The sequence below is a fragment of the Ruegeria sp. SCP10 genome, assembly GCF_040329495.1.
GTDB lineage: Bacteria > Pseudomonadota > Alphaproteobacteria > Rhodobacterales > Rhodobacteraceae > Ruegeria.
In genome coordinates, this window is record NZ_JBDZYF010000001.1 from 960,670 (window position 1) to 983,317 (window position 22,648).

A 22,648-nucleotide genomic window follows, 5' to 3' on the forward strand; every position below is an offset into this window, starting at 1 on the left:
TTCCCGCCTTACTATCTAAAGAACGGGCGGATATCGCATTTCGCATTTGCCCCTTGGACGGACATGCTGGAACCTGCTGCAAAGCTTGATAAGACAAAACTGGGTTGTACTGGGGTCTCTGACGGCTCTTTGATCGTAAACTGAACGGCTGTCTTGCGCCCTGTCGTTACGCTGGGACCATACCCGCGCAGAACATAGATGCGGTCTTGCCAGCCCAAGCCAAGCTTTCGGCGTGCAAAATCTGCCGCTGCGCACCAATAACCATCTGTGAATTGTTGAGCGCGCGGTATGACTTCGAAATCGGTGCTGTTGATCGGCTCGGTCCGATACCCGTTCGGCGCCGCACTTGTCTCTGCCGCCAAGCCAAGGGTTGCAGCCACCGACAGTGCACATAAAATCGTCTGTTTCATCGTTTTATCTTTTCGTTGTTGCCTATGGGCTTAAGATAGGCCTCGGCGGGCCAATAGCTGCTGGGTTCACGATCAATTTAGTCGATTTCATCTGCGTCGTGAACAGGCGTCAGCCAGCCGTGATAGTGGATTAGCAGCCCAAGAAACGGGGCCTCAGCGGACACATCAAAGACGTACCTTCCCCGATCATCCTGCATCTCGAACGTCGACGAGCGCGGCAAAAGAATGGTCGGTACGGTTAGCCTCAACAAAGTCAAACGTTGGATGTCGATCTGCAACTTGCCCTCTACAATCAAGGGTTTCAGCCAGATGGACACAAGGCCGAACCTCTCTCGCACGCACCCCGTCTTAGGGTCGTAGCACAGGCGAGAGCGCGTGACATGGCCCGCAAAATCGCGAATCCAAAGCCAATATTGGCCATCATGTACCACCGTCACCCGAACCGGTACGTCATGCCCGGCCCGAGGAAACCCGGCAAGGTTCAGCAAAATGCCCACTAAACGCCCCTGTCCCCGCTGGACATCGCAGCGCCCCTCATAAACGCCCGGGTCGCTGTGCAAGATCTCCACTGCTTGTGGCAGGTCTGATTGCGGCGGCAACGCCTGCAGAAACGGGTCCATTCGCGTCAGAACCCCTGCGCCGCAAAACGCGACCGAACCTCTGCATCCGGGATCATGCAGATGTCTGCCCGTCCAAAGATGGCATAGCGATTGCGCGCGATGGCGTGATAGAGCGGGTCTTTGACGAAGCGCGGCAAGTAACGGCAGAGCGACAGGGCGCGCCAAGGCCCCGATAGCTGCGCCATCGCCGCGGCAAACGCATCCAGGCGCTGATGCACCTTTTGGTTCACGATCACCAGATTGGTCTCGAAATCCTGTGTCGGCAGAGCAAGCTGTCGGTACAGCCTTTGCCCCAAGGGTGATTGCGCCGTCGCAAACTGAAACACCTCCGCCCGGTCATGCCGCAGCATGAACCGAAAGAAACTGGAACACAAAACGCATTCCCCATCGAAAACGATCAGGTTTCCAACATCCCATTCATTTGAAATTTCAGACCCTTGCATAGGATGGTTACTCTCAGTCGAACCGCGCAAGGTAACGGTGTCATGCATCTTGGTGGTGAGCAATGCGACATGAAAGAAAACCGGACGTTTCCGCCCGGACGCAACTGCCGGATAAAGAAAAAAGGCGCCGTATGCTCGGCGCCTTTGACTTTATTGATCCAGGAATGATCGCAGTTTTCGCGACCGGCTGGGATGTTTCAGTTTTCGCAGCGCCTTCGCCTCGATCTGACGGATACGTTCGCGCGTAACGCTGAACTGCTGACCCACCTCTTCCAGAGTGTGGTCTGTGTTCATCCCGATGCCAAAGCGCATCCGCAGAACGCGCTCTTCACGCGGAGTGAGCGAGGCCAGAACCCGAGTAGTCGTTTCCTTGAGGTTTTCCTGAATGGCGCTGTCCAGTGGCAGCACGGCATTCTTGTCCTCGATGAAATCGCCCAGCTGGCTGTCTTCCTCGTCGCCAATTGGCGTTTCAAGGCTGATCGGTTCCTTGGCGATTTTCATCACCTTGCGCACTTTCTCAAGCGGCATTTGCAGCTTCTCGGCCAGCTCTTCCGGCGTCGGCTCGCGGCCGATTTCGTGCAGCATTTGTCGGCCGGTCCGGACCAGCTTGTTGATCGTTTCGATCATGTGAACCGGAATACGGATGGTCCGCGCCTGGTCCGCGATCGAGCGTGTGATCGCCTGACGAATCCACCAGGTCGCATAGGTCGAGAACTTATAGCCCCGGCGGTATTCGAACTTGTCCACCGCCTTCATCAGGCCGATGTTACCTTCCTGAATAAGATCAAGGAATTGCAGGCCGCGGTTCGTGTACTTTTTGGCAATCGAGATGACCAAACGCAGGTTGGCTTCGACCATTTCCTTCTTGGCCTGCCGCGCCTCTTTCTCGCCTTTTTGAACCTGCTGCACGATGCGGCGGAATTCAGAGATATCCAGACCAACATATTGACCGACCTGAGCCATGTCGTTGCGCAGTTCTTCAACCTTGTCAGTCGAGCGTTCGATGAACATCTGCCAACCCCGACCCGGCTTTTCGGCCATATCGGTCAGCCAATTCGGATCCAGTTCACGCCCACGATAGGCGTCGATGAACTCACGACGGTTGATCCGGGCCTGGTCGGCCAGTTTCACCATAGAACTGTCCAGCGACATGACGCGGCGGTTGATGCCATACAACTGGTCGATCAGCGCTTCGATCCGGTTGTTGTGCAGGTGAAGACCGTTCACCAGCTCAACAATCTCGGCGCGCAGCTTTTGATAGGTCTCTTCGTCCTTCGCACTGAACGTGCCATCTTCGTTCAGAGTGGCCGAAATCCGGCTATCCTGCATCTCACTCAGCTGAGCGAAATCGGTAGAAATCCGCTCTAATGTGGTCAGAACCTGATCCTTCAGCGCGGCTTCCATCGCGGCCAGCGACATGTTGGCCTGATCGTCTTCGTCATCGTCATCATCACTGGCGATTGGGTTGCCGTCCGCGTCCAGCTCCGGGCCCGTATCTTCTTTTGGCTTGGCAGACTGTACCGCAGAGGTGTCAACGACGGGTTCCTCAACGTCGCCGTCCTCGTCCATCTGGTTGCCAAAGGTGGTTTCCAGATCGATAACATCGCGCAACAAAATGTCTTCAGACAGAAGTTCGTCATGCCAGATTGTGATCGCCTGGAAGGTCAGAGGGCTTTCGCACAGACCCGCGATCATGGTGTTCCGACCGGCCTCGATCCGCTTGGCGATGGCAATCTCGCCCTCGCGGCTCAGCAACTCGACGCTGCCCATCTCGCGCAAGTACATGCGCACGGGGTCGTCGGTACGGTCCAGCTTTTCGGTGGCAGCACCGGCCAGCGCGACCTCACGGTTGCTTTCCGTGGTGGTCAGTTCGGTCGAGCCTTTGTTCTCTTCTTCTTCGGCTTCTTCATCTTCGATGATGTTGATGCCCATCTCGGACAGCATCGACATCACGTCTTCGATCTGTTCCGAGCTGACCTGATCAGGCGGCAGAACCTGATTGAGCTGGTCGTAGGTGATATAACCTTTCTCGCGGGCCTCGGCGATCATCTTCTTGACCTGGGCCTGGCTCATGTCCAGCGAGATTTCCTGTTCCTGCTCGTCGGATTTGCGGTCTTCGTTCGTATCCTTGGCGGCCATTCAATGCTCCTGCAGGGATGGGTGATTCGTTTGAACCGAATCATTAGCGCGTGAAAGTGATTCGGCCACCCGTTTACCCGTTTTTCTTTTCCAGTGCTTTATGAAAACATCACTTTATCGACGTTTCCGCTCGAATTTGATCCCGGACATGATTGTTTCAAACGCGTCTTTCTCGTCACGATTGATTCGCGCGCCATTGTCGGCGATGTCGAAAAGGGCTTTGTCCTCGTTTTGGCTGCGGCTTGCGCGGTTACGCTCTTCGGCGGCCTGACCCACCCGATACGTCAATGACTCGTCAGCCAAGTCGGACATCTCCTCGGTCGCTTCAGCAATCTCAGCATCCAACCCCCGGAGCGCTTTGATCTTTGCGAGTTCTTCGGCCAGCGTCATCTGGGCCTTTTCAACGTCGCCTGGTTTGAACACACAGGGGATCACAGCGACATGGCGAAGGCCCAGAAGGTTTTCAAGGGGCTCAGGCCCCAAAGTTTCGACGATGTGGTCTTTCAGGTTGTCCGGGTCGTTGATTGCATGGCGCAGAATGACCTGGCGCAGCGCCGCGTGATCCGGGTCATGGCACTCCATGTCTTCCAGCTGCGTTTCAAACTGAACCACGACCTGTGGATTTAGAACAGCGATCGCTAGTATCGCCGCTTCGCGCAGGTGGATATCGGCATTGTCTGAGGACGCAAGGAACGACGATCTTGCACCCGCTGAAGCAGGCTGTTTCGGCGGTTGCCATTTGCCGCGCGGTTGCCAGGTCCGGCTTTGCGTCTGACGCTGCGGGCGGAACAGTTGCCAACGCAGGTCCTTGATTTCCTGCCCGTAGTGAGAGCGGATCGATGGATCGCGGATCAGTTTGATCTTGTCACGCAGCACCTTGTCCAATGCGGCCTTGCGCTCCGGGCTGTCAAAGACCTTCCCTTCTGTCTCACGCTGCCACAGCAGCTTGACCGTCGGAATGGCGCAATCCAGCACCTTTTGCACGGCGCTGGCCCCTTCGGCGCGCAACAGATCGTCTGGGTCTTTGCCCTCGGGCATCAGCGCAAAGCGCAGGGATTTCCCGGCCTCCAGCAAAGGAAGGGCCAAATCAATTGCCCGCATCGCGGCACGCAGGCCCGCCGTATCCCCATCCAACGCGATGATCGGTTCGTCGGAAATGCGCCAGAGAAGCTGCAATTGATGTTCGGTTATCGCGGTTCCCAGCGGAGCCACAGACGCGCCGAACCCGGCCTCAGCCAGCGCAATCACATCCATGTAGCCTTCGGCCACAATCAAAGATTGCCCCTTGCCCGCCGCTTGCCGCGCAGGGCCGTGGTTGTAGAGGCTGCGGCCTTTGTCGAACAACGCAGTCTCGGGCGAATTCAGATACTTCGCGTTGTCATTCGGGTCCATCGCCCGCCCGCCAAAAGCGATACACCGCCCTCGCGGGTCGCGGATCGGATACATGATGCGGTTTCGGAATGTATCATAGGGCTTTTTGCCCTTGTTCGACGGCTTGGCGAGCCCAGAGTCCAGGATCAAGTCCTCGGCTACGTTCTTTCCCCGCAGGTGATCCCACAGCGCTTGCCAGCCGTCAGGAGCGAACCCAATCTCCCACCGGTCCAACGCCTGTGCATCCAGCCCGCGACCGGACAAGTAATCGCGTGCCGCGCCACCTGCTCCGGTCTTCAGCTGTAAACGGAAGAACTGCACCGCCTGCTCCATCACCTCGGCCAGTTCTGCGCGGCGATCCTGCTTTTCCTGCGCTTTTGGATCGCGCTCGGGCATGGGCATCCCGGCCTCTTGCGCCAGTATTTCAACCGCTTCGATAAAGGATACGTTTTCAGTTTCCCTTACAAAGGTGATGGCGTCACCTTTGGCATGGCAACCAAAGCAGTAGTAGTACCCTTTCTGATCATCCACATGGAATGAGGCGGTTTTTTCATGATGGAACGGGCATGGCGCCCACATATCCCCTTTGCCCTGATTGGACTTGCGCTGATCCCACATGACCTTGCGCCCGACGACCTGAGACAGGCTGAGCCGGGTGCGCAATTCATCCAGAAATCCGGGGGGCAAAGACATCTATCAAACCTGCCAGAAATGAAAACGCGCGCCAAGGGGATGGCGCGCTTTTCCACAGCGAAATGATCCGGCTGTGGATTATTGCTGCAGACAGAGCTCCAGCCAGGCCGCACCAAGGTCTTTTTTGCGAACATCGCGCATCTTCTGTTCATACACCCACGGCGTAATCAATGGGACGGCTGCATTGTAGTTTTCGGGCCAAGTGGGGCTGCTATCGGCGACCGCTTGTGGTACGTCTCGCTCTTTCACCCGATCAATCCGCGCTTGCTGGATCGCGGCCACTACGTCCGCCTGATACTGGCAGCTTTGTTCCTTGGTTTCTGCCGCAGCCAGAGGTGTGGCAAGAACGGCGGCAGCGATGGCGATACGCAACATTGGGGTCTCCGGGGAATCGTTGAATTGGACGCAGCTTAACCGGCCTTCATCGGACCTGCCATTGCCCATTTCGGGCAGACAGGAATGGATGGGGCGAAACACCCGCCCCATCCAAATCGTATCAGAGACCCTTGGCCCTATAGCTGCTAGCCACGCGGTCAATCGCAACGATATAGGCGGCAGTTCGCAGATCCTCGACATCATCGCGGCTATGCCAGACTTCACGCATCGACTGGTAGGCAATCCGCATGGTGTCATCCAGGCCAGACCGGACCAGCTCCAGTTCATCCGCCCCTTTGAGATATTTGGTTTTGAAGTCCGGAGACATCGTCCAGGCGTCACCAAGATAGCGGTCCAGCCGCTCCAGCTCGCTGACGATCAGCTCATGCCGCGCTTCTTCCTGACGGCGTTGCATCCGACCAAAGCGAATATGGCTGAGGTTCTTGACCCACTCAAAATACGACACTGTCACACCACCGGCATTGGCATACATATCCGGAATGATCACCGTGCCCTTCTTGCGCAGGATCTCATCTGCACCAGCGGTCACGGGGCCATTCGCGGCCTCAATGATCAGCGGGGCCTTGATACGTTCAGCATTCTCAAGATTGATCACGCCTTCCAAAGCCGCCGGAACGAGGATGTCACATTCCGCTTCCAGTACGTCACCACCCTCGGCCGAGTGCGTCGCATCAGGATAGTCTTTCACACCGCCGTGCTTGATGATCCACTGGCGCACCGCTTCGACATCAATGCCGTCGGGATTGTAGAGCGCGCCATCCCATTCGATGATACCCACAATGGTCGAGCCGTCTTCTTCGCTCAGGAATTTAGCGGCGTGATAACCCACATTGCCCAGCCCCTGTACCACAACGCGCTTGCCGTCCAGCTTACCGGACAGGCCCGCCTTGGCTACGTCTTCGGGATGACGGAAGAATTCACGCAACGCATATTGGATACCGCGCCCAGTGGCTTCGACACGCCCGGCGATCCCGCCAGCGTTCAAGGGCTTGCCTGTCACACAGGCCCGCGCATTGATATCGGTCGTGTTCATCCGCGCATATTGGTCGGCCATCCACGCCATCTCACGCTCGCCTGTGCCCATGTCGGGTGCGGGTACGTTCTGAGAGGGGTTGATCAGGTCACGCTTGGCCAGTTCATAGGCGAAACGACGGGTGATTTGTTCCAGCTCATGCTCTTCGTATTTTCTCGGATCGATGCAAAGCCCACCTTTCGAACCACCAAACGGCGTTTCGACCAGCGCGCATTTATACGTCATCAGCGCCGCCAGCGCTTCGACCTCGTCCTGGTTCACCGCCAAAGCATAGCGAATACCGCCTTTCACTGGCTCCATATGCTCGGAATGAACCGAGCGATAGCCTGTGAAGGTATGGATGTCGCCCCGTAGGCGCACACCAAAGCGAACTGTGTAGGTGGCGTTACAGACCCGTATCTTCTCTTCCAGCCCCGGGGGCAAATCCATCAGGGACGCCGCCCTGTTGAACATCAGATCAACACTTTCACGAAAGCTGGGTTCTTTGATACCGGTCATAAAATCCTCCATACCGGGAACTGACAAACGTCATGACGTTTTGTCGCACCACTTGCAGCGGGCTGCAATCTTCAAGTGCACCTTTTTTCATCACTTTATGAACGCAGGATTACCGAGCCCGCCCCTGAGTCGGCCGGTTAAGACTTTTGGCCAAATTGTCCACATGGACGAAACAAAGCCTCACGACACCCCAAAACTGAGGCCGATTTTCATTCAATAATAGCATCATAGTGACGAAGGTGCCCAAATCTCGCCACGTTCCACGTCTAAAAATTTAAAGTTGGGAACGACTGGAATCAGTGTGCCTGACCGGTAGAGGAACGCGGTATGAAGATATTTAAAGCGAAGTCGATTCTGGGAAAATCAAAGCGAGCGGACGCGTGTCGTTTGCCGTCGCACAGTTTCGTCCGATCCGAAGATGGCACGATGACCATCTTTACCTTGGGCCTAATTATGGTCGTTTTTGCGGTCGGTGGTTTCGCGGTGGATATCCAGCGCTTTGATCATGAACGTGCACGACTACAATATTCCCTAGACCGTGCGGTGCTTGCGGCCACCGATCTTCGGCAGGATCTTTGTCCGACCGTCGTTATCAAAGACTATCTCGAGAAAGAGAACCTGGGCCAATATCTGATCGAGGACGAAATTATTATTGAACCTGCCAATCTGTGTGGTTCGAGTGCCGTGACCATCGAAGGTTTCCGCCGTGTGCAGGCGCGTGCGGAAATGGACGTGGCGATGCACTTCATGCAGTGGTGGGATGTAGACTACATCACGACCTCTGTATTCAGCGCGGCTGAAGAAGCCCTGGGCAATGTCGAAATCTCGATGGTTCTTGACGTTTCGGGCTCGATGAACAGCAACAGCCGACTGACGACCCTAAAGCTTGCCGCGCAGGAATTCGTGCAGGAAATGGTCGACAAATCCGAAGACGGCAAAATGTCGATCTCGATCGTCCCTTATGCGACCCAGGTTGCCCTGCCCGACTCGATGATGGACTATATCAGCACGTCTGGTGTGAACCCGCACGCGAACTGCATCAACTTTACCAGCAGCCAGTTCCAGGACGGCGAATTTGATCTGAACCTTGTCTATGATCGCACGCTGCACTTCACACCATGGTACACCTATGATCAGCGTTCAAAAGAGGGCGAAGTGCTGGTGTATAACGAAATCTGTGAGACCGATGAGAACCGTCAAGCAATGGTTTTCCAGAAAGACGCCGATCTTCTGAAAAACAAAATCGCGTCGTTCGAGGCGGCGGGCAACACATCGATTGACCTGGGCGTCAAGTGGGGCATGGCCTTGCTTGATGACAGTATGCAGCCCGTGATCGCCCAGATGGCAGCCGCGGGTGACGTACCAGCCGAGTTCGCCACGCGTCCAGACAACCCGCGCAGCGGCGACACGCTAAAAGTCATGATCCTGATGACAGATGGTGCGAACACAACTCAATATCTGACTAACTATCCTTATCGCGATGGGAAATCAGGCGTCTGGTGGAACGAAGGCCTTAAGGACTATGTATCCTACGCTGAGCTCGACGAAAACGATGAGATTACGATCGAGTTTGGCACCAACTATATCTGGCGCAATGTAGACATGATTGAATGGGATGAAGTGAAACGCTTCTACTGGGCCAGAGATCGGCTGCAACCCAGCGGTTATGGCAATACCATTGTTAACAATGCTACCCTTGAATATGAAAATGTAGATAGCGTGGAGGCGGCCGAGGCAGTTAATCCGGAAGGTAGCTACGTGCGTGGATTCATCCAATATCGCTGCCTTTCGATCTCCTCTTCCGGCGATTGCGTTAACTTTGACCGGGATACAAAGCAGGTCAAAACCTATCACGATCTGGATGTAGAGCCTTCGAAGCACCTAACTTGGCCTGATCTCTGGGAGCAGACCTCACGCCGTAAACTACGTGAGTATTTCCGCAACTATTATGGCTATAGCTGGGGAACCAATTTTTACAATGATGCTGTCTCTTCCAATGGCCGCAGTATTAAAGACCCGCGCGTAAGATCGATGTGCGACTATGCAAAAGATCAAATGGGTGTCGTGATCTTTACGATCTCTTTGGAGGCGCCATCCGCAGGCCGCGCTATCATGCAACACTGCAAAACAGCTGATGCGACTTACTACGAAGCTAACCCAGATGATCTGCCTGATGTCTTTGCTTCGATCACAGCCAGCATCCGGAATCTAAGGCTAACCCAATGATTAGGCGTCTGACCCAAAAACTGCGCCAGTTTCGCCGCAATGAAGATGGCATGGCCACGATCGAGTTCGTATTCTGGTTCCCCATCTTCATGATCACAACCTATTCAGGCGTCGAAATCGGCATCGTGGCTTACAACCACGCAAACCTCGAACGCGCCTTGGATGAAACCATCCAGGATGTGCGCATGAACCGCATCGAGGTTTATGACCAAACCCCTGGCGCGCAGTGGACACATACTCTGTTGAAGCAAATCGTTTGTGATAAGGCCGGAGCCATCCCGAAATGCTTTGACAATCTGGCCATCGAAATGACCTCGATCGATCCCTTCGCAGCTAACACGGTTCTAAACGGGAGCTTTCAACAGCCCTATTGCGTTGACACCCCCGAAGACATTCGTGGCGGCGACGATGATGAGCCGTTTTTTGATCTAGGTACGTCAGACAAGTTGATGATCATTCGAGCTTGCGCCGAAATCGATCCGCTGTTTTTCGGGACTACTTTAGGTCGCTTGACCCGATTTGATCCTATTGATGATCAGTATGAACTGCACGTAGCAACGGTGTTTGTCCATGAACCGTTTTAACATATCCCTGCCCCGTACCACCATCAACTGGCTTGGTCGCTTTTGGCGTAAGGAAGACGGTGTGGTCAGCATCGAAGCTGTCATGGTCTTCCCACTTCTGTTCTGGTCGATGTGGACCTCCTACACATACTTCGACAGCTACAGGCAAAGCGCCATAAATCTTAAGGCCGCTTACGCGGTTGCGGATATTATTTCTCGTGAACACACGTCGATGTCGAAGCAATACATCACAAATATGTACGAGCTTCAAAAATTCCTTATCTCGGACCGTTCAGCGGTGTCGATGCGGATCTCCCTGGTCAAGTATGAGGCGGATAATGATCGTCATGTTGTAGAATGGACCTGCCCGCGCGGAGAGAGCTTTGAGAAACTGGACAATGCAACACTGTTTACCGAATACAAGGACAGAATTCCCGTGATGGCTGACGGAGCGGTGATGATCCTTGTTGAAACAAAAGACTGGTACACGCGCCCGTTCAAGATCGGCTATGGGGATCATTCCTTTGCGATCAACAAGTTCATGTTCACACAGCCGCGCGGGCTCACCAATCTTAAGGTGGTCAATCCCGACGACTGCTAAGCCTCATCCCTTTCAAGTAACAGGGCCGAAAGTATCTCTGACATGAACTTGGCCTCAGAGGCGGCGGTCATGCCACCTACGCCAACGCGGCGTCCGAGGCGCCACCAAAGTCCCGGCGCCCAGCTGTTCGAGGTTTTTGCCCGCGTACGCACCAGAAACCCGTTCGAGGGTTTGAATGCGAACACGCCCCGGTCGACAGCCTCAATCTCATCGACAAGCGCAATCAGACGCCCTGCCCCGGTGCGCAGTTCTGTGCGCGTCAGCTCGATCCGGTCTTGGGTCGCCTGCCAGACACTAAAGGCCAGCCATAGCGCCGCCCCACCGACAACAATCAAGAACACCTGCCAGACCAGCTCGGGCGGCGTGGACAGCGCGACATACAGAACCAAAACGCCAACCGTGCCAAGCATAAGAACCCCGATCCAACGTCTTGGCGCTGAGGCCTCAATTGTGGCCAGTACTTCGTCCTGCATTCTTGTCTCCTGTCAGCCTGGGCCTTCGTTTATCTGCTTTCTTCGCTGAACAACAGGGGCTGAAACCTCTGAACAAATTTGCACAAAGCCGGTGAATCCATGCGAATTGACCGCAACCAAGCGGAGGTTACATGCTGGGCAAAGGAATAGGAGGCACCCATGTCCCTGAGACCCACATTGGAAACCCGCAAAGCCATGCCAACAATGGAGGGCGCTGGCGTCAAACTGCACCGCGCGTTCGGCTTTCAGGACCCGTCCGAGCTGGATCCGTTTCTGTTGTTTGATGACTTCCGCAACGAACGCCCACAGGATTACCAAGCCGGATTTCCCTGGCATCCTCACCGCGGGATCGAAACCATCACCTATGTGCTGGCCGGAACGGTCGAACATTCGGACTCGTTGGGCAATAGCGGCACGCTAGGCGCAGGCGATGTGCAGTGGATGACCGCCGGGTCCGGTATTCTGCATCAGGAGATGCCACACGGAAACAGCACAGGCCAGATGCACGGTTTCCAGCTTTGGGGGAACCTGCCCTCGGCCCAGAAAATGACCGCGCCGCGCTATCAGGACGTGCAAAGCAGGGATATCCCCGAGATCATTGACGATGACGGCACAATTGTACGCGTGATCGTGGGAGATTTCTGGGGCAAAACCGGGCCGGTGGATGGCATCGCGGCGGACCCTCAGTATCTGGACATCCAGATACCGGCCGGCGTCAAGAAGACCTTTCGCATCGACACCTATCGCCGCGCTTTTGCCTATGTGTTTCACGGACAAGCTGCCTTTGCCGATGCCTCACAGCCAACTGGCGTGTTGCTAGAGAAAGAGGTCGCCGGGGAAGAGGTGAACATCCGCGACATGTCCGGGGATCGTACGCTGGTGCGCTTTGGCACAGGAGACGAAGTCACAGTTCAGGCCGGGCCCGAGGGTGTGCGTTTTCTGCTGATCTCAGGCGCGCCTATTGATGAGCCAGTCGCCTGGCATGGGCCCATTGTGATGAACACGCGGGCCGAGCTGGAACAGGCGTTCAAGGAGCTGCGAAACGGAACTTTCATTCGTCCGGCGCATTGATCAATGGGGCGGCCTGATCTCCGTCAGGCCGTCACTGCACGGCGCACCATGTCCCAATAGGCCTGCTCGACCTCATCAAGCGACAAGCGCCCACCAGCGCGATACCACGTCATCACGCCGTTTAGCATCGCGATAACAGCGAGTGTGGCGATCTTGGTATCCGCAATGGCAAAACGCCCGGACCGCTGCCCATCACGCAGGATCTTTTCCACCGCGTTCTCATAGCTTCGGCGCAAATCCTCAATCTCTGCAAAATTCTCAGGGGTCAGGTTGCGCAACTCCATATAGGCAATAAAGACCTCATCCGGGCGCTCCAGGTGGAAACGGATGTGGAAGCCGACAAAGCCGCGCAATGCCTCTTGCGGATCAGAGGATGAATTCAACGCGGCATAGGCCTGTAACAGGTCCTGCATATGCTCGCGCATCAAACGAAACAGCAGGCTCTGCTTATCCGGCGTATAGTTATACAGCGCCCCGGCCTGCACGCCGACCTCTTTGGCGATCTGGCGCATCGACACCGCCGCATAGCCGTGGCGGGCAAAAAGCCTGAGCGCCGCGCTGCGAATACGCGGGCCTGTGATGTCGGAGTGAGAACCCTGGGTACGTGCCATGAGATATACCGTATCTGAACAAATGTTCAGATAGAAGCCCGCTTGAACCAATGCGTTAAAACGTGCATCACAGGATCACACTGTGACCGCGCGAGAGCCCATGCCAACCAAAGCCCTGCCCCTGCTGATCCTGACGCTGACCCTGACGGGCTGCGCGGATATTCCTGAGTTGGACGGCTCTGAGTCGCGTTCGGTGCAAAAGGCCGCTTATCCGCCCCTGATCCCACTGCAGGACTCGCTTGGTACGCCAATTGATCCGGCCAGCGAAGCCAACGAGGTCGAGGAAGACCTAAACGCACGCGCCGAAGCGCTCAGGAAAAAGGCCGAGGCGCTTCAAAACGCGCCAACCAACTGATACCCGAGGCCGTGGTGCCGCCGTGACGGATTGCACCCTCGGCCCGAACCCGCTAAGGCAGCGCTGACCGGATGAACGTCCGGTTTCAGAATAGATCGAGCGGAAAGGAACCCACGGAATGACACAGGCGCTGCGGCTTGGAATTGCGGGTTTGGGAACAGTTGGTGTGGGTGTCGTCAAGATCATCCGCCGCCATGCCGATCTGCTTGAGGCACGCACGGGACGTCGGATCGAAATCGTGGCTGTGGCCGCACGCGACCCGAACAAAGACCGTGGTGTGAACCTGTCCGACTATGCATGGGAGACCGATCCGGTCGCCTTGGCCCAGCGCGATGATATTGATGTCTATGTCGAGCTGATGGGCGGCGAAAACGGTCCGGCAAAAGCGTCGGTCGAGGCCGCTTTGGCCAGCGGCAAAGACGTCGCCACCGCAAACAAAGCCCTGCTGGCCATTCATGGTCAGGCGCTTGCCGAACAGGCCGAAGCTGCGGGCCGAGTGATCCGTTTTGAAGCGGCTGTTGCAGGTGGAATTCCCGTCATCAAATCCCTGACCGAGGGGCTGGCGGGCAATGAGATCACCCGCGTTATGGGCGTCATGAACGGCACCTGCAACTATATCCTGACTCGGATGCAGTCTCAGCGGCAGGGCTATAACACGCTGTTCGATGAATGTGCCGAACTGGGATATCTTGAGGCCGATCCGAACCTGGATGTGGGCGGCATCGATGCGGCGCATAAACTGGCGCTGCTGTCGTCAATTGCGTTTGGCACCAAACCGAATTTCGACGGGATCGAGATTGAAGGTATTCAACAGATCAGCCTGGATGACATAGATCAGGCGCATGACATGGGCTTTCGCATCAAACTGCTGGGGGTGGCGCAACGCACCGCGCGCGGTCTTGAACAGCGGATGCAGCCCTGCCTGGTCCCCAGCGACTCGCCGCTAGGGCAGCTGGAAGGCGGTACCAATATGGTTGTAATCGAAGGCGACGCAGTGGATCAGGTTGTCCTGCGCGGCCCCGGTGCCGGCGAAGGCCCAACCGCCAGCGCGGTGATGGGCGATGTCTGCGATCTGGCACGCGGCCTTCAGATTTCGACCTTTGGCCGACCCGCAAGCTCGCTTGAGGCCGCAACCCCGGCCGTCACCGGCCTGCCCGCGCCCTATTATCTGCGTCTGGCCCTGCTGGACAAACCCGGTGCGCTGGCCAAGATTGCCGCCATTCTGGGCGATGCGGGCGTCTCGATCGACCGGATGCGCCAGTATGGGCACAGTGAAAGCACCGCACCGGTTCTGATCGTAACGCATAAGACAACGCGGGCGACATTGGACGTGGCCCTGGATGGGTTCCGGGCAACCGATGTTGTTGCGGACGAGCCCGTCGCGCTGCGGATCGAACAGGTCTGACCCCTTGCAGCCTGCGCCTTGTGCAGGCTATGCCAGACGTAACGTCATTGCCGACCAAAGGAATACATCGCATGAACGCTGCCAAAACCGATTTTAACGACCGCCTGCTGTCATTGGGGCTTGCGCGTGTCGCAGAACAGGCAGCGCTTGCCTCGGCCTCGCTGGTGGGGCGCGGAGACGAGAAAGCCGCAGATCAGGCCGCCGTCAATGCGATGCGTGAACAGCTGAACTTGCTGGATATCGCAGGTGTCGTCGTTATTGGCGAAGGTGAGCGTGATGAGGCTCCGATGCTGTATATCGGTGAAGAAGTTGGCACCGGAAATGGCCCCGGCGTTGATATCGCACTGGACCCGCTGGAAGGCACCACTCTGACCGCCAAGGACATGCCCAACGCGCTAACCGTCATCGCCATGGGCCCGCGCGGGTCGATGCTGCACGCACCCGACGTCTATATGGACAAGCTGGCCGTGGGTCCTGGCTATGACGAAGGCGTAGTCTCGCTGGACATGTCCCCGCGTGAGCGCGTGGAAGCCCTAGCCAAAGCCAAAAACTGTGAGCCCGCAGACATCACTGTCTGTATTCTGGAACGTCCGCGCCACGAGGCGATGATTGCCGAGGTCCGTGAAACCGGCGCTTCGATCCGCCTGATCACCGATGGCGATGTGGCCGGCGTGATGCATTGCGCCGAAAGCGAGACCACAGGGATCGACATGTATATGGGTCAAGGTGGCGCGCCCGAAGGTGTATTGGCCGCGGCCGCACTGAAATGTATGGGCGGTCAGATCTTTGGTCGTTTGTTGTTCCGCAACGACGACGAACGCGGTCGCGCCGCAAAGGCAGGCATCGCTGACCTAGACCGCATCTACACCCGCGACGAGATGGTGACAGCGGATGTGATCTTTGCAGCGACTGGCGTGACCGGCGGATCGCTTCTGCCGCGTATCAAGCGCGAGCCAGGCTGGCTTGAGACAACAACCTTGCTGATGCGATCCAAAACCGGATCAGTGCGCCGCATGTCATACCGCACACCGATGTGGTCGCACGCCGACGCCTAAGCGGCTTGCGCCGCCACCTTCGGCAAGAGTATTTGTAAAGAGATTAAGAGGCCGGATCCATGTGGGTCCGGCCTTGGCATATGAGGGGCAGGATGAGCTTTCTAGCCGTTGAGAAGTCATTGACAGGTCGGCGATGGGTGGGCCCCTCGCCCGAGGTTGAGCGCGCGACTGAAATGCTGGTGCAGCAGGCCGACTTGCCGCGCGCAGTCTGCCAGGTTCTGGCACGACGCGGCGTGCCTCCGATGGAAGCAGCAGGGTTTCTGGAACCAAAGCTGAAGGAGCTGTTGCCTGACCCGCGCAGCCTGAAAGACATGGAAGTCGCGGCGACGCGCTTTCTCACTGCGGTGTGCGAAAGGCAGCGTATCGCGGTTTTCGCAGATTATGACGTAGACGGTGGCAGTTCAGCGGCTTTGCTTTTGGTCTGGCTGCGTCAGATGGGGTTGCAAGCGACGCTTTATGTGCCGGACCGGATCGACGAAGGATACGGACCGAATGTGCCTGCCATGCGGGAGCTGGCGGCAGCACATGACCTGATCATCTGTGTCGACTGCGGCACCCTCAGCCACGAACCCATTGCAGCAGCCAAGGGTGCGGATGTGATCGTGCTGGATCACCATCTGGGCGCGGAAACGCTGCCGGATTGCGTCGCCGTCGTGAACCCGAACCGGCAGGATGAAAGCGGTGATCTGGGCTATCTCTGTGCGGCTGGGGTAGTCTTTTTGATGCTGGTCGAGGCCGGGCGGCAAATGCGCAAAGCAGGCGCCACCGGGCCGGATCTGGTCTCTCTGCTCGATCTGGTCGCGCTGGCCACGGTGGCCGATGTCGCCCCGCTGATCGAAGCCAATCGCGCGCTGGTACGGCAGGGGCTGAAGGTGATGGCCGGTCGGCAACGGCCTGGCCTAGTGGCCTTATCCGATGTGGCCCGGATGGATTCGGCCCCGAACAGTTATCATCTTGGGTTTCTGCTGGGCCCTCGGGTCAATGCCGGGGGGCGCATCGGTCAGGCCGATCTGGGTGCGCGGCTGCTCAGCACCGACTCGACGTCCGAGGCCGAAGCACTAGCCCAACGGTTGGACGCGCTAAACACAGAGCGGCGCGACATCGAAAACGCCGTGCGCGCGGCCGCTTTGCAACAGGCTGAGGATCGGGGTCTGGATGTACCCCTCGTCTGGGCGGCTGGCGAAGACTGGCATCCCGGCGTGGTCGGCATTGTCGCCTCGCGCCTGAAAGAAGCGGCGAACCGGCCAGCTATAGTGATCGGATTTGACGGTGATGAAGGCAAGGGTTCGGGCCGGTCAGTCTCGGGCGTTGATCTGGGGGCTTCCATCCAGCGTCTAGCAACCGAAGGGCTATTGATCAAAGGTGGTGGGCACAAGATGGCCGCAGGTCTAACCGTGATGCGGGATCAGTTGGAGCCTGCAATGGCGCGCCTGTCGGAGTTGCTGGAAAAGCAAGGTGCGGGGCAAGGTGGACCGGCGGACGTGCGGTTGGACGGAGCGCTTATGCCCGGCGCGGCAACAGTGGAATTAATCGAACAGATTGAAAAGGCAGGCCCTTTTGGGGCCAGCGCCCCTGCCCCACGTTATGCTCTGCCCGATCTGCAGGTGCGGTTTGCCAAGCGCGTAGGCGAGACGCATCTGAAACTGTCTCTGTCTGATGGAATGGGCGGCGGGCTGGATGCCATTGCCTTTGGCGCCTTCGACGGGCCGCTTGGGGAACGGCTGTCAAATCATGGCGGTGCACGGTTTCACTTTGCTGGTCGGCTTGAGGTGAACACTTGGGGCGGACGGCAAAATGTACAGCTTCGGCTTGAGGACGCAGCCGAAGCCAACTGATAAGGATTTTGTCTGCCCTTTCAGCCGTTCAAAAACTTTCACATCCCTGCATTTTTCGGCTTGCGGGGGTCGGGGTGAAACCGTAAAAGGCCCTCCACAAGCCAGCGTGGCCCGTTCGTCTATCGGTTAGGACGCCAGGTTTTCAACCTGGAAAGAGGGGTTCGATTCCCCTACGGGCTACCAACTTGAATTTTTACCTATTTCCCAATGGGTTAGCAGTGGCTAACCTAGGGATTTCGTAGGTTAGCCAGCGTGGCCCGTTCGTCTATCGGTTAGGACGCCAGGTTTTCAACCTGGAAAGAGGGGTTCGATTCCCCTACGGGCTACCATTTTTTTATTTAGTATCAATAGCTTAACATAAGAACTTTCCTGAGCGCGATTTCAGAATAATTATGCCTTGATGGTGCAGCCTAGAGGAAATACCGTCCTACTTGTCAGCCGTGTATCTGGTTCAAAAGACCTGTATTCACGCAGGGAACCCTCGGTGTTAGCTTATCAGGCCTCCACCGAGGGTTCTTCAAATTTCCATGGAACTAGTCTTTCGTTCAGTTCATCAAGCTGAACAACTTGGTGGAAGATCACCGCAGTTGTCACTGCATCAATGCCAACGTTTGAACTTCAAACCTCTGCATAAGAGGTTAGCCAAACAATTGTATTCCCCAAGGCACCACTAGGTGCAATAAGGGCACGGTTAGCCAACATAAGTAGTTGTTTTTGCTGACAATCCGTATGTTCCCTACGGGCTACCACTTGGTGAAACTTCTTTGACCTAGGTTCAGCATCTTGCCACGCAGGCTAACCCGCCGAAGCAACCTGTAGCTTGATCCCCCATTTCGCGATCTGGTCAGCAAATGCCTGCTTCGGAGCGCTGTCCGTGACCAACATATGAACCATCCGTGGGTCTGGCCCAACATAAGGCGCGGACGCATCGAATTTGTGCTGATCCGCTGCCATCACAACGTGATCGGTATGATTGGCAACTGTGAACGCTAAATCAGCCTCAGCCGCGCTTTGGTACAAAAACCCTTTGCTGTCCGAGATCGCATCGGTGCTGAGGACCGCCAAATCGAATGCGTAACGCTGCACCTGCTTGTGCGCGACATGCCCGAACGTGCCGCGTTCATCGCTTTGCATCTCACCGCCTAACAGATGCGCCCGGTTGCCGTTGACCCCAACCAATGTAAGCGCCACGACGATTGAATTGGTGACGATGGTTAGGTTTTGGGCCTGGCGCAATTCTTCCGCGACAAAAGCGGTCGTTGATCCGACATCCAGGAAGACGGTCATTTGATTCTCGACCATGGTCGCAACATGCCGAGCAATCGCGCGTTTTTCATCGGCGTGCTGCGAAATACGACGAAAGAAACCCGGATCGCCCTGCGCACCTGCCAAAAACACGCCGCCATGGACCCGCTCGACAGTACCAGCCTTTGACAGGGCTTTGATCGTACGGCGCACGGTCTCTTCCGAGACGTCCAGCATTGTGGCCAGTTCAGTGTTTCGGGCGGTGCCACCAAGACGCTTCAACGCCTCAAGCAATTCAAGTTCCCGATGGGTGTTGAGTGCGTGTTTTTTCACATTCCGCTCCGAAGAATCGAACTGGCGCACAAACTACAAATCAGGGTTGGTAAATCCAGCATTTTGGCTTTTTTGATCATTCTAGGCTCAAGCCTTGGTTGTTTTGGCAACAGCAGGATCAACGAGGGTCGTGGTTGATAGCGTGCACCAATCCTGCTGAGTAGTATCGTATGATTGCGTCTCCATTGCCAGCTCATCGGAAACCAGATGCAAAGTATTTTGATTTATAATCAATTATTTATCGACGTCTCTCAACCACCCCAATCCCATAATTCTTCACATCTCGGAATGCCCGAAGGACAATTACTAAAAATTTAGTTTGACACATACGCAAGAAATCGCTGATGCTTCCCCTCATCCGGTTTGCGCCGGACGCAACCAAAATCTTTGGGAGGAGACAGATGCGGAGACATCTACTTTCCGCAGTGGCGGCGGCTGCCGTCATTGCGGGGCACGGTTCTGCTTGGGCCGACGAAGCCGCAGCACAACGTTGGATTGACGACGAATTCCAGCCATCGACCTTGTCGAAAGACGAGCAGATGGCCGAGATGCAGTGGTTCATCGAAGCTGCACAACCCTATGCGGGCATGGAGATTAACGTCCTGTCCGAAGGCATCCCCACCCACTCGTATGAATCCGAGGTTCTGACCAAGGCGTTCGAGGAAATCACCGGAATCAAGGTCAACCACCAGATCCTGGGTGAAGGTGAAGTGGTGCAGGCCGTTCAGACCCAGATGCAAACGGGTCGGAACCTGTATGACGGCTATGTCAACGACAGTGACCTGATTGGCACCCACTCGCGCCTGCAGCTGGCCTACCCGCTGACAGACATGATGGGCGGTGGCTGGGCGGCGACAACCTCGCCGACGCTGGATCTGGATGACTTCATGGGCATTCAGTTCACCACCGGTCCGGACGGCAAGCTATATCAGCTGCCCGACCAGCAGTTCGCGAACCTCTACTGGTTCCGCAAGGACTGGTTCGATGACGAAGCCAACAAGGCCGCGTTCAAAGAGAAATACGGCTATGATCTGGGTGTTCCGGTCAACTGGTCCGCTTACGAGGACATCGCCGAGTTCTTTACGAATGACGTCAAGGAAGTCGATGGTGTGACAATCTATGGTCATATGGATTACGGCAAGCGTGCGCCTGACTTGGGTTGGCGTATGACCGACGCCTGGCTGTCGATGGCCGGTGCTGGTGACGTGGGTGAGCCGAATGGTGTACCCGTTGATGAATGGGGCATCCGCATGGAAGCGGGCACCTGTAACCCTGTTGGGGCCTCCGTCTCGCGCGGTGGCGCGGCCAACGGTCCGGCTGCGGTCTATGCGATCCGCAAGTGGGATGAATGGCTGCGGGCCTACGCGCCTCCGGGTGCGGCGTCTTATGACTTCTACCAGTCGCTGCCGGCACTTAGCCAAGGCAACGTGGCCCAGCAGATATTCTGGTACACCGCCTTTACCGCCGACATGGTGAAGCCGAAGTCCGAAGGCAATAACACTGTCGACGACGAAGGCACGCCGCTATGGCGCATGGCGCCCAGCCCGCACGGCCCCTATTGGGAAGAAGGCCAGAAGGTTGGTTATCAGGACGTGGGTTCCTGGACCTTCCTGAAGTCGACCCCCGAGGATCGTGCTCAGGCAGCTTGGCTCTATGCCCAGTTCGTGACCTCCAAGACTGTCGATGTGAAGAAGTCCCATGTGGGTCTGACTTTCATCCGCGACAGCTCGGTCAATCACGAGTCGTTCACTGAACGTGCACCCAAGCTGGGTGGTCTGGTCGAGTTCTATCGCTCGCCTGACCGTGTGGCATGGTCGCCGACCGGCATCAACGTTCCGGACTATCCGAAGCTGGCCCAAATCTGGTGGCAGCAGATCGGTGACGTGAACTCGGGCGCCTTCACCCCGCAAGAGGCGATGGATCGTCTGGCCGAAGAGATGGACATCACCATGTCCCGGATGCAGGCTGCAGATGAGGCCGCCAACGTCTATGGCGGTTGTGGTCCACGCCTGAACGAACCGCAGGATGCGGCCTTCTGGCTGGAAAAGCCGGGCTCGCCCAAGGCCAAGCTTGAGAACGAAAAGCCGCAAGGCCAGACCGTCAACTATGACGAACTGGTTCAGCGCTGGCAGTCTCAGTAAGCTCGAAAGAACTGGGGGTGCCGTTTTCGGCACCTCCTTCCCAAGACCAGTGCGTGCACTGAAGGACCGGAATCCACGGACATGATCGAACTACAAGACGCCACCAAACGGGTTGGCAACACCATCCATATCAAGCCCACGACCCTGACGTTGCGCACCGGCCATTTCAATGTGCTTTTGGGGGCGACCGGATCGGGCAAGACCTCTCTGATCAAGATGATGGCCGGGTTGGACCCGATTGCCTCGGGCAAGGTCCTCATGGATGGGCAGGACGTCACTAAGCTGAACACACAAAAACGGCAGATCAGCTTGGTTCACCAGTTCTTCGTGAACTACCCGCACATGACCGTTTTTGACAACATCGCCTCGCCTTTGCGCGTGGCTGGCATGGCGAAATCCGAAATCGAAGGCCGCGTGGAAGAGGCTGCTGACCTCTTGCAACTGCGCCCGATGCTGCACCGCCGCCCGCATGAGCTGTCGGGTGGCCAACAACAACGGACCGCCCTGGCGCGTGCGATTGCGAAAGAGAGCCGGGCTGTGTTCCTGGATGAACCACTGGCAAATCTGGACTACAAGCTGCGTGAGGAATTGCGTGAACAGCTTCCTGACCTGTTTGCAGGACGCGGTGCCGTTGTCGTCTACGCGACCTCGGAACCCGAAGAAGCCCTGCTTTTGGGCGGTTACACGGCTTTGATGGAAGACGGTCGCGTCACGCAATTCGGTCCGACCGCAGACATCTATCGCAATCCCGAAAACATCGCGGCCGCCCGCGTTTTCTCGGACCCGCCGATCAATGTTGCCCGCATCACCGTATCAGGTGCGCAGGCGCAATTGGCAGGCGGCGGAGGCTGGAAGGTCTCGGACATGGCCGACGGAGACTACATGGTCGCCGTGCGCCCACATCGTGTGACACCGTTCCGCACATCGGATGCTGATGTGGAACTGACGGGCCGAGTGATCGTGACAGAACTGTCGGGTTCCGACTCCAGCGCGCATTTCCGGCATGGATCGGATGACTGGGTGTCCTTGGCAGCAGGGGTGCACCCCTATGAGGTCGGCGAAGATCACAGTTTCTACATGAACCCGGCCCATTGCCGGTATTTCGGCCAAGACGGCCAAAGGGTGGCCTGA

The 22,648-nt window shown here is 56.8% G+C and carries 20 protein-coding genes and 2 tRNA genes; 12 read left to right on the forward strand and 10 right to left on the reverse strand.

Annotated features, from left to right (window positions below):
• Positions 1 to 11: 11 nt before the first annotated feature.
• The 7 genes from ABLN87_RS04910 to ABLN87_RS04940 all read right to left on the reverse strand — a co-directional run bounded on the left by ABLN87_RS04910 (position 12) and on the right by ABLN87_RS04940 (position 7,603).
• Positions 12 to 410, reverse strand: a complete 399-nt coding sequence (locus tag ABLN87_RS04910; protein WP_353007992.1) for a hypothetical protein — start codon at positions 408 to 410, stop codon at positions 12 to 14.
• 77 nt (positions 411 to 487) lie between these two features.
• The gene (locus tag ABLN87_RS04915; protein WP_353007993.1) at positions 488 to 1,030 is read right to left on the reverse strand and encodes a DUF4166 domain-containing protein; all 543 of its coding nucleotides are present in this window, start codon (positions 1,028 to 1,030) and stop codon (positions 488 to 490) included.
• Positions 1,031 to 1,035: 5 nt separating this feature from the next.
• The gene (locus ABLN87_RS04920; RefSeq protein ID WP_353007995.1) at positions 1,036 to 1,473 is read right to left on the reverse strand and encodes a thiol-disulfide oxidoreductase DCC family protein; all 438 of its coding nucleotides are present in this window, start codon (positions 1,471 to 1,473) and stop codon (positions 1,036 to 1,038) included.
• 150 nt (positions 1,474 to 1,623) lie between these two features.
• A complete protein-coding gene (gene rpoD / locus ABLN87_RS04925) occupies positions 1,624 to 3,612 on the reverse strand; it encodes an RNA polymerase sigma factor RpoD (RefSeq protein WP_353007997.1) in 1,989 nt (662 codons plus the stop codon).
• A 114-nt stretch (positions 3,613 to 3,726) separates the two neighbouring features.
• Entirely contained in the window at positions 3,727 to 5,676 is a 1,950-nt protein-coding gene (gene dnaG, locus ABLN87_RS04930) for a DNA primase (protein WP_353007998.1), read from the reverse strand.
• A 78-nt stretch (positions 5,677 to 5,754) separates the two neighbouring features.
• Positions 5,755 to 6,051: a hypothetical protein gene (locus ABLN87_RS04935; RefSeq protein WP_353007999.1), complete on the reverse strand. Its 297-nt coding sequence runs from the start codon at positions 6,049 to 6,051 to the stop codon at positions 5,755 to 5,757.
• A 121-nt stretch (positions 6,052 to 6,172) separates the two neighbouring features.
• Positions 6,173 to 7,603: a Glu/Leu/Phe/Val family dehydrogenase gene (locus tag ABLN87_RS04940; RefSeq protein ID WP_353008001.1), complete on the reverse strand. Its 1,431-nt coding sequence runs from the start codon at positions 7,601 to 7,603 to the stop codon at positions 6,173 to 6,175.
• Positions 7,604 to 8,029: 426 nt separating this feature from the next.
• Here ABLN87_RS04940 and ABLN87_RS04945 point away from each other — a divergent pair, with 426 nt between their 5' ends.
• From ABLN87_RS04945 to ABLN87_RS04955, 3 genes are read left to right on the forward strand one after another with little or no spacing between them, the layout of a single operon-like run.
• Entirely contained in the window at positions 8,030 to 9,829 is a 1,800-nt protein-coding gene (locus ABLN87_RS04945; protein WP_353008003.1) for a Tad domain-containing protein, read from the forward strand.
• On the forward strand, positions 9,826 to 10,413 hold the full coding sequence (locus tag ABLN87_RS04950) for a TadE/TadG family type IV pilus assembly protein (protein ID WP_353008004.1): 588 nt from the start codon (positions 9,826 to 9,828) through the stop codon (positions 10,411 to 10,413). The genes ABLN87_RS04945 and ABLN87_RS04950 overlap by 4 nt, the downstream gene beginning before the upstream one ends.
• On the forward strand, positions 10,400 to 10,993 hold the full coding sequence (locus ABLN87_RS04955; RefSeq protein WP_353008006.1) for a TadE/TadG family type IV pilus assembly protein: 594 nt from the start codon (positions 10,400 to 10,402) through the stop codon (positions 10,991 to 10,993). Before ABLN87_RS04950 ends, ABLN87_RS04955 begins: the two co-directional genes overlap by 14 nt.
• Here ABLN87_RS04955 and ABLN87_RS04960 read toward each other — a convergent pair.
• Positions 10,990 to 11,466, reverse strand: coding sequence for a hypothetical protein (locus ABLN87_RS04960; RefSeq protein WP_353008007.1), 477 nt, complete (start codon positions 11,464 to 11,466; stop codon positions 10,990 to 10,992). The two genes, ABLN87_RS04955 and ABLN87_RS04960, sit on opposite strands and share 4 nt — an antisense overlap.
• Before the next feature lie 159 nt (positions 11,467 to 11,625).
• Here ABLN87_RS04960 and ABLN87_RS04965 point away from each other — a divergent pair, with 159 nt between their 5' ends.
• A complete protein-coding gene (locus ABLN87_RS04965) occupies positions 11,626 to 12,537 on the forward strand; it encodes a pirin family protein (protein WP_353008008.1) in 912 nt (303 codons plus the stop codon).
• A 23-nt stretch (positions 12,538 to 12,560) separates the two neighbouring features.
• Here ABLN87_RS04965 and ABLN87_RS04970 read toward each other — a convergent pair whose 3' ends face one another.
• Entirely contained in the window at positions 12,561 to 13,148 is a 588-nt protein-coding gene (locus tag ABLN87_RS04970; RefSeq protein ID WP_353008009.1) for a TetR/AcrR family transcriptional regulator, read from the reverse strand.
• A gap of 82 nt (positions 13,149 to 13,230) precedes the next feature.
• On the opposite strand from ABLN87_RS04970, the gene ABLN87_RS04975 reads away from it, so the two are divergent.
• The 6 genes from ABLN87_RS04975 (at position 13,231) to ABLN87_RS05000 (ending at position 18,127) form a co-directional block, all read left to right on the forward strand.
• Positions 13,231 to 13,503 carry a hypothetical protein gene (locus ABLN87_RS04975; protein WP_353008010.1) on the forward strand — a complete coding sequence of 91 codons (273 nt, stop codon included), beginning with the start codon at positions 13,231 to 13,233 and terminating at the stop codon, positions 13,501 to 13,503.
• A 118-nt stretch (positions 13,504 to 13,621) separates the two neighbouring features.
• Positions 13,622 to 14,908 carry a homoserine dehydrogenase gene (locus ABLN87_RS04980; protein WP_353008012.1) on the forward strand — a complete coding sequence of 429 codons (1,287 nt, stop codon included), beginning with the start codon at positions 13,622 to 13,624 and terminating at the stop codon, positions 14,906 to 14,908.
• A 71-nt stretch (positions 14,909 to 14,979) separates the two neighbouring features.
• On the forward strand, positions 14,980 to 15,963 hold the full coding sequence (gene glpX / locus ABLN87_RS04985; protein ID WP_353008014.1) for a class II fructose-bisphosphatase: 984 nt from the start codon (positions 14,980 to 14,982) through the stop codon (positions 15,961 to 15,963).
• Between the two features lie 92 nt (positions 15,964 to 16,055).
• Positions 16,056 to 17,798, forward strand: a complete 1,743-nt coding sequence (gene recJ, locus ABLN87_RS04990) for a single-stranded-DNA-specific exonuclease RecJ (RefSeq protein ID WP_353008015.1) — start codon at positions 16,056 to 16,058, stop codon at positions 17,796 to 17,798.
• A 108-nt stretch (positions 17,799 to 17,906) separates the two neighbouring features.
• A tRNA-Glu gene (locus ABLN87_RS04995) sits at positions 17,907 to 17,981 on the forward strand.
• Between the two features lie 71 nt (positions 17,982 to 18,052).
• Positions 18,053 to 18,127 (forward strand) — tRNA-Glu (locus ABLN87_RS05000).
• A gap of 466 nt (positions 18,128 to 18,593) precedes the next feature.
• Here the strand turns inward: ABLN87_RS05000 and ABLN87_RS05005 are convergent.
• Positions 18,594 to 19,376, reverse strand: a complete 783-nt coding sequence (locus ABLN87_RS05005) for a DeoR/GlpR family DNA-binding transcription regulator (RefSeq protein ID WP_353008017.1) — start codon at positions 19,374 to 19,376, stop codon at positions 18,594 to 18,596.
• 401 nt (positions 19,377 to 19,777) lie between these two features.
• On the opposite strand from ABLN87_RS05005, the gene ABLN87_RS05010 reads away from it, so the two are divergent.
• Together ABLN87_RS05010 and ABLN87_RS05015 are read left to right on the forward strand one after the other, a co-directional pair.
• Positions 19,778 to 21,517, forward strand: coding sequence for an ABC transporter substrate-binding protein (locus ABLN87_RS05010; RefSeq protein ID WP_353008019.1), 1,740 nt, complete (start codon positions 19,778 to 19,780; stop codon positions 21,515 to 21,517).
• A gap of 81 nt (positions 21,518 to 21,598) precedes the next feature.
• Entirely contained in the window at positions 21,599 to 22,648 is a 1,050-nt protein-coding gene (locus ABLN87_RS05015) for an ABC transporter ATP-binding protein (RefSeq protein ID WP_353008020.1), read from the forward strand.

Bases quoted from the DNA above. Each gene is read 5' to 3' on its own strand.
- ABLN87_RS04910 (WP_353007992.1), bottom strand. From the start codon at position 410: ATGAAACAGACGATTTTATGTGCACTGTCGGTGGCTGCAACCCTTGGC.
- ABLN87_RS04915 (WP_353007993.1), bottom strand. From the start codon at position 1,030: ATGGACCCGTTTCTGCAGGCGTTGCCGCCGCAATCAGACCTGCCACAA.
- ABLN87_RS04920 (WP_353007995.1), bottom strand. From the start codon at position 1,473: ATGCAAGGGTCTGAAATTTCAAATGAATGGGATGTTGGAAACCTGATC.
- rpoD (WP_353007997.1), bottom strand. From the start codon at position 3,612: ATGGCCGCCAAGGATACGAACGAAGACCGCAAATCCGACGAGCAGGAA.
- dnaG (WP_353007998.1), bottom strand. From the start codon at position 5,676: ATGTCTTTGCCCCCCGGATTTCTGGATGAATTGCGCACCCGGCTCAGC.
- ABLN87_RS04935 (WP_353007999.1), bottom strand. From the start codon at position 6,051: ATGTTGCGTATCGCCATCGCTGCCGCCGTTCTTGCCACACCTCTGGCT.
- ABLN87_RS04940 (WP_353008001.1), bottom strand. From the start codon at position 7,603: ATGACCGGTATCAAAGAACCCAGCTTTCGTGAAAGTGTTGATCTGATG.
- ABLN87_RS04945 (WP_353008003.1), top strand. From the start codon at position 8,030: ATGACCATCTTTACCTTGGGCCTAATTATGGTCGTTTTTGCGGTCGGT.
- ABLN87_RS04950 (WP_353008004.1), top strand. From the start codon at position 9,826: ATGATTAGGCGTCTGACCCAAAAACTGCGCCAGTTTCGCCGCAATGAA.
- ABLN87_RS04955 (WP_353008006.1), top strand. From the start codon at position 10,400: ATGAACCGTTTTAACATATCCCTGCCCCGTACCACCATCAACTGGCTT.
- ABLN87_RS04960 (WP_353008007.1), bottom strand. From the start codon at position 11,466: ATGCAGGACGAAGTACTGGCCACAATTGAGGCCTCAGCGCCAAGACGT.
- ABLN87_RS04965 (WP_353008008.1), top strand. From the start codon at position 11,626: ATGTCCCTGAGACCCACATTGGAAACCCGCAAAGCCATGCCAACAATG.
- ABLN87_RS04970 (WP_353008009.1), bottom strand. From the start codon at position 13,148: ATGGCACGTACCCAGGGTTCTCACTCCGACATCACAGGCCCGCGTATT.
- ABLN87_RS04980 (WP_353008012.1), top strand. From the start codon at position 13,622: ATGACACAGGCGCTGCGGCTTGGAATTGCGGGTTTGGGAACAGTTGGT.
- glpX (WP_353008014.1), top strand. From the start codon at position 14,980: ATGAACGCTGCCAAAACCGATTTTAACGACCGCCTGCTGTCATTGGGG.
- recJ (WP_353008015.1), top strand. From the start codon at position 16,056: ATGAGCTTTCTAGCCGTTGAGAAGTCATTGACAGGTCGGCGATGGGTG.
- ABLN87_RS05010 (WP_353008019.1), top strand. From the start codon at position 19,778: ATGCGGAGACATCTACTTTCCGCAGTGGCGGCGGCTGCCGTCATTGCG.
- ABLN87_RS05015 (WP_353008020.1), top strand. From the start codon at position 21,599: ATGATCGAACTACAAGACGCCACCAAACGGGTTGGCAACACCATCCAT.